The organism is Photorhabdus namnaonensis, assembly GCF_001684335.1.
GTDB lineage: Bacteria > Pseudomonadota > Gammaproteobacteria > Enterobacterales > Enterobacteriaceae > Photorhabdus > Photorhabdus namnaonensis.
Genome location: NZ_LOIC01000039.1, coordinates 1 through 5916, shown reverse-complemented (window position 1 = coordinate 5916; position 5916 = coordinate 1). Strand labels below are relative to the sequence as shown.

At 36.4% G+C, this 5916-nt stretch carries 9 protein-coding genes and 1 pseudogene; 9 read left to right on the top strand and 1 reads right to left on the bottom strand.

The window, feature by feature from the left end; all coding sequences use genetic code 11:
* From Phpb_RS27225 to Phpb_RS07825, 5 genes and pseudogenes are all read left to right on the top strand, one after another.
* On the top strand, positions 1 to 720 hold a 720-nt coding region (locus Phpb_RS27225; protein WP_276204259.1), incomplete at its 5' end, for an RHS repeat-associated core domain-containing protein.
* 15 nt (positions 721 to 735) lie between these two features.
* Positions 736 to 1149, top strand: a complete 414-nt coding sequence (locus tag Phpb_RS07840) for a hypothetical protein (protein WP_109396582.1) — start codon at positions 736 to 738, stop codon at positions 1147 to 1149.
* A 119-nt stretch (positions 1150 to 1268) separates the two neighbouring features.
* A pseudogene (locus Phpb_RS07835) lies at positions 1269 to 1874 on the top strand (RHS repeat-associated core domain-containing protein); the annotation flags it as partial.
* Between the two features lie 3 nt (positions 1875 to 1877).
* Positions 1878 to 2405: an SMI1/KNR4 family protein gene (locus Phpb_RS07830; RefSeq protein ID WP_065389861.1), complete on the top strand. Its 528-nt coding sequence runs from the start codon at positions 1878 to 1880 to the stop codon at positions 2403 to 2405.
* 351 nt (positions 2406 to 2756) lie between these two features.
* The gene (locus Phpb_RS07825; protein WP_065389860.1) at positions 2757 to 3203 is read left to right on the top strand and encodes a DUF6386 family protein; all 447 of its coding nucleotides are present in this window, start codon (positions 2757 to 2759) and stop codon (positions 3201 to 3203) included.
* A 48-nt stretch (positions 3204 to 3251) separates the two neighbouring features.
* Here Phpb_RS07825 and Phpb_RS07820 read toward each other — a convergent pair whose 3' ends face one another.
* A complete protein-coding gene (locus tag Phpb_RS07820; RefSeq protein WP_065389859.1) occupies positions 3252 to 3449 on the bottom strand; it encodes a DUF7706 family protein in 198 nt (65 codons plus the stop codon).
* On the opposite strand from Phpb_RS07820, the gene Phpb_RS23630 reads away from it, so the two are divergent.
* The 4 genes from Phpb_RS23630 to Phpb_RS07805 form a co-directional block, all read left to right on the top strand.
* On the top strand, positions 3418 to 3735 hold the full coding sequence (locus Phpb_RS23630) for a hypothetical protein (RefSeq protein ID WP_075489421.1): 318 nt from the start codon (positions 3418 to 3420) through the stop codon (positions 3733 to 3735). The two genes, Phpb_RS07820 and Phpb_RS23630, sit on opposite strands and share 32 nt — an antisense overlap.
* A 21-nt stretch (positions 3736 to 3756) precedes the next feature.
* Positions 3757 to 4137 carry an SMI1/KNR4 family protein gene (locus tag Phpb_RS07815; protein ID WP_065389858.1) on the top strand — a complete coding sequence of 127 codons (381 nt, stop codon included), beginning with the start codon at positions 3757 to 3759 and terminating at the stop codon, positions 4135 to 4137.
* Between the two features lie 957 nt (positions 4138 to 5094).
* On the top strand, positions 5095 to 5403 hold the full coding sequence (locus Phpb_RS07810; protein WP_065389857.1) for a hypothetical protein: 309 nt from the start codon (positions 5095 to 5097) through the stop codon (positions 5401 to 5403).
* Positions 5404 to 5567: 164 nt separating this feature from the next.
* A partial coding sequence (locus Phpb_RS07805) for a type VI secretion system domain-containing protein (protein WP_338046866.1) occupies positions 5568 to 5916 on the top strand: 349 nt, incomplete at its 3' end.

Genomic DNA, 5916 nt, shown 5'->3' with positions numbered 1-5916 from the left:
GTGTGGCGGCGGCCGAAGCAGTCGCTGTACGGCCTGCGGCTGGGCGGGCTGGGTGAAAACCCGCCACTGGACCCGGGCCTCCGGTTTGCCGGGCAACTGTTTGATGAGGAAAGTAGTTTATTCTATAACCGGTTCAGGTATTATTTGCCGGAAGCAGCGTGCTACCTCAGCCCCGATCCAACTGGCCTCTGGGGCGGTGAGAATACCTATGCATATGTGACAAATCCCACCGGATGGGTTGACCCACATGGATTGGCTGGGTGTAGTGCATATTTGAAAGGTTGGGGAAGGGGTAAAAAAGGCTTTGAAAATTTCTGGAATAATTCGACTAAAGAACAATTTATGAAGGCTTGGGACAATCCTAGATTTAGGGATAACATAAAGGATCGTCTCCGCAAAAATGGTGGCTCTAAAGACGGAGGATTCCATGAATGGTTGCCAGTATCCAGAGCTGATAAATTCAAAGAGATGGGAGTAACATTTAATGAATATATGAAATGGAGAACTCCTACAGGTAAAGTTAAATTCTTGGATGATAATGGCGTAATGGGAACGCATACACTCCCTCATTCTGGTGGTGTTTCATCTCAATCTTCATTATCTCACCGCGAATTGATAGCAATGGCTGATAATGCAAAAGATATCAATGGATACTTAAGTGCTGTAAGGAAATGGTCTAGTAAACGACTTCCTTTTGGTCCACTGGATTTACCTTTTTAACTAGGTGTACTGACTATGAAAGAAAAATATGCTGTTTGGTGTTCAACTTCAACGGACTATACATCCATTTTAAATAGTTTTGTTGATACAGATAAAGGCTGCAAATTTGAGCGTGACTTTAATTTGGAAAATAGTTTCATAGATTATGACCATGCAGTTGTTATTTGGTATGGAAAAGAACAAGGTGAATTAGGTGAAATATCTAGAGAAGATAATTTCATTTTAGATTCAGATTTTGATTTTATAACTCAACCAGTTGCAATAAAATTGAAACAAAGCAAGATAGATAAAATAAGTTATCTTTTTGCTATTCCTGATTTTGAATATGATTTAGATATAAAAAACAATGATCTGTTTTTCTTTGTCGACAATATAGAATGTGAGAGGAAAAATAGTAGTTGGCTAGATGAAATACTAAATGGTATGTAATACATAAACTAATTTACATATCACAATACTAAGATTATTTAGCTTGTCCATTTGAAAAAGCCGGAAAGATCCATGTGATCTCCCGGCTTTTTAGTAATGCTCCGGTCATCTTACCTTGCTTTTGTGGGCAGTATGAGGATGAGGAAAGCGGTTTATTTTATAATCGGCACCGTTATTACGACAGGGAAACGGGACAGTACTTATCGCCTGACCCTCTAGGGCTAAATGGGGGCCTGAATCCTTATTCGTATGTCCATAATCCGGCGAACTGGGTTGATCCGCTCGGATTGACGGGATGTCCTACTAATAGTATTAAATATGGCGAATTAGATCATTTAGGGCGCCCTACAGGAGTTCATGCCACTTTAGATAAAGGTCATATTAATATGGGTACGCACGCTAATCCCGATATACAGCCGCCAGGATTTATTACAGGAAAAGGTTCTAACAGAGCTAGGGGCCATTTGCTCGGACGACAATTAGGTGGTTCTGGTGATGATGTTAGGAACCTGGTTACTCTTCAACAAAGACCTGCTAATACTCCTGTCATGAGTGGAGTCGAAGGTAGAATAAGAAAAGCCTTAGAACAAGGAGAAGTTGTTGAAATGAGTTCTATTCCTATTTATAAGGGACCATCCAGAAAACCAGCAGGTATTACAATGAAAGCCGAAGGTTCAGGGGGCTTCTTTGAATATGTCACCGTTCTTAACCCTCCAGGAATATAAATAATGAGTATAGAGAGCTTAAAGAATCTATTGCCCTTACCTGTTCATCCTAATGAAAATGGTGAAGGTAAAACGTGGCCGTTAATAGATGAACAGCATTCTTTTCCTAAAGACTATATTGATTTTATAACCCAATATGGAACAGGTAGGATTGCTGATTTTATCACTATATTTAACCCATTTAGCGAAGATGATGATTTAAATTTTTTTAGGCAAAAAGAATGGATTATTGAAGATTTTCAGTCCCTTGTTGAATCTGATCCAGATTATTATCCGTTTATTCTTTATCCCGATATTAATGGATTGCTTCCTATGGGAGTTACAGATAACGGCGATTATATATTTTGGGTTGTATCGTCAGATAATAGTGACTTATGGAATGTCGCTATTATTGCGGCAAGGGCACCAGAAGTTGAATATAGGCAAGAAAATTTCATTGATTTTTTAGAAAGTGTTTTATCAAGAAACGTCAAATGCATGTCATTCCCTGATGGTTTTCCTTCTAAAAATATAGAATTTAGTAGCATTTAAAAATAAGCCGGAAAGATCCCCGTGATCTTTCCGGTTTTATTATTTTTATACTTAAAATAAATATTTTACAGGGTTGACCTTATATATTAAATATATAAATTAAAATCACGAAAATATAAAATAAATAAGAAGATAAATAAAGGAATAATACAGGAAAATATAAGATTCATAGTAAATATATACATAGGATATATTTTTGCTATTTTATTCTGTTTTTTCTCTGAAACAGCAGAAAGCCGGAATCACTTCCGGCTGGCTTCTTTCTTACCGTGGCGAATACCCGTGATACGCCAGTGCCGACTGGAGCCGCCCTATCATTAGTGAAATAATATTCATTTGAGGATAATTTCAATGAACAGTTCTTTTTTTTTCACAACAGATACAGCAACTTTAGCTATATTTGATTTACAAGCAATAAAACACAGAATAACAGATACTCCTGATTGGTGGAGTATTCCAGACGATGAATTAAAAGAAGTAAATGAAGGTAATATTGCTTTTTTTGGCTTAGGAGATGATGGTGAATATACCATTGAAATTATTGACGATATTGAACAGCCAGATATTATCTTGAACATAAAGGCACCATCGGGGCAAATATTTATTGGTGCCGGGGAAGATACCACAGGAGGAGATTTAGAACCTGATGATTCAGAATATATTTCAGGAAAGAAGATATTTTTAGAAAAAGGAAATTATCTGATCTTATTAAAGAAAAATGAAAACAACATACAGATATCATTTATAAAAAGTCAGTATTTTTCAAATAACCTTCAGGAGACTATTAGATTAGGTTAATTCAAGTAGGGCAGAAGATCTTGCAGATCTGCTGCCCTGATTAATGATCTACCGTGGCGAATACCCACGGTAAGCCAGCGCGGATTGAAGCTTATAGATTGCACCTTTGATCTGATATGCTTCTTCGTCATTCACCGCACAAGCCCGTATCTCCGCCCAGTTCAGACGCTTCACCAGTTGGGCTAAGGCCAGTGCTTCAATGTGGGTTAACTGAATGTCCTGCAAATGTTCAATCGCTATCGTCATCTCATGCGCTCCCCTTAACCCGCAAAACCACTTATCAGCGCCCGCCACATTATTACATTCAACTTCTGGGATCCCTCATGCTCAAATCAGTGCAGCACAAAGGACAAGGAGAGCGATGCCTGGAGGATGGGACAAGACATTAAAAGAGGAGCTTCATACAAGTTATAGAGAGATGATTGATGCTGGTGTACCTCAAACTCAAGCAAGAAAAGCCCTTGGCGATGCTTATAAATATTTTGATAAGCTTAGAGGCGCTAATAAAAACAATCCATTCTTTGATATCTAGATTTATTAAGAGGCAAATTTTATGAAGAAAGAAGATATTTTAGAGAAATTAAATTCTATTGAAAAAGAATTGAACATTAAATTACCTAATTTTTATAGAAAGTTTTTATCCGAGAAAATTCAAAATGAACCTTATATTGAAATAATCGGCAAAGATCAAGAAAATATATATGTTTATAATTGTGAATATGTTATTGAGAGAAATAAAACATATAATATTCAAGAGGTTGAGCAAAATTATTTTTTAATCGGTCAAGATGGTGATCTTGGTTACTTTATATATGCAGAAAAAGATAAGGAAAGTGATATTATTTATAGCCTAGACTTGGGGGCTTTAGGTAGCGTAGAAATGGATAAGGAAGCGGACAAAGAAGCAAATGATATTTATAGTTTAGGAATATAAATATCTAAAAGTCAGCCAAGATAATGAGTTAGGACTATCTTGGCTGAATATTTATATAAATCGCATTTTAATCGATAAATATGAGAAAATTAACTCAATATCCTGCCTTATACTTCCAAACCAGATAGACTTTTTTGTTGTCCAGTACATGATTATTTTTATAAAATTATTAGCAAGGATAAAAATAACAACTCAAAATTATTGTTTAATATGTTTTCTGAGCTAGATAAAAATAGAAGTACAGGTGAATTTACTTTTCTAACTTAATAAGGTTAATAAGAATTTGTATTTATTGAATTGAAAATATATATTTCATAATATGAGAGTTATCATTGAATTTACAGATAAAATGATAACTTATAATTAGAAAGGCCGGAAAGATCCTCGTGATCTTTCCACTTTGTTATTTTCATGCTTAAAATAAATATTTTACAGGGTTGGTCTTATATATTAAATATATAATTTAAAATCACAAAAATATAAAACAAATAATAAAATAAACAAAGGAATAATACATAAAAATATAATATTCATTGTAAATATATACATAGGCTATATTTTTGATATTTTATTCTGCTTTCTCCCTGAAATCGCAAAAAGCCGGAATCGCTTCCGGCTGGCTTCTTTCTTACCGTGGTGAATACCCATGCCACACCAATGCCAACCGGTTAATGTAATGGCAAGGCGTCAAGGTAATCATCACGGATATGCTGATGCAATAAGAAATGCTCTGGATAAAATAAATCCAAATCAATCAATACCATATCGAAACAAGTGACTCAACTACAAAATTATAGTTAAAAAAGATATGGCGAATGGCAATATTATTAGATCCAAAGATAGGTATAACACTGTATTCAGGGAAAAAACATAAATTAAAAAGTAAGACAGAGCATCTTTGATCTCTGGAGTAAAATTTTAAGATAATTTAATCTGGGTGAGATAATAAATTCTTATATGGAACCCATTGGATTTTTTAAAAGTTCGGATTTTCTATCCGGTTCTATTGAAGAATTTAATGAACATGAAATGATTGATAATAAAGATAGGGCATTAAAGCTTCTTTTCGATCAAAACATACCAGATAACTATATGGTTTGGAGTGATTTTTTCTCTGATCTGGTATCCAAGCTTTATCTTTATGCGGAGTATAAAAAAGCAATAAAAGATATCCTTAATAGAATAAGAATATCTACCAAAGATCAAGTTAAAAAAATATTAGAAAAGAAAATGACATTTTATAAGAAAGAAACAAGGGTTAGTTGATAACAGAGAATACGATAACTTTCTAAATGAAATAAATGACGAATGTAATGACATGTTAAATATGATAAGCATTTATTGATATTTATTTTCTTTTTATCAAAACGCTAAATGAGAAACCATATTTTCTCTGTTTAAAAAAGGAGTTATGCCGTGTGGTATAAAGCCTGAACTGGCGGCATCCTCCGGCCACCGCCACCGTCAACGGCAGCGCCACGCAGGAACAGGACGCTATCTGGCAATGCTTTCAGCAACACGGCCTGGAAGCCGCCCTCCACGCCGCGGAGCACTATCAGCAACAGCTGACCGAACCCCGGGATCAGTTTTACGGTCAGCTGCTGACCGCACAGCTACTGGAACAGGCGGGCATGAGCGCGCTGGCGCGACAGCATTACCGGCAGCTGTTCCAGGCGGGACAACACCGGTCGCTCGCCGACTGGGAACCCGGCCTGCTGGCGGCCCTGGCGGAAAAAGCCGCCATCACCGCCCCCGCAAAGGCGACGACCGCAAACAGGA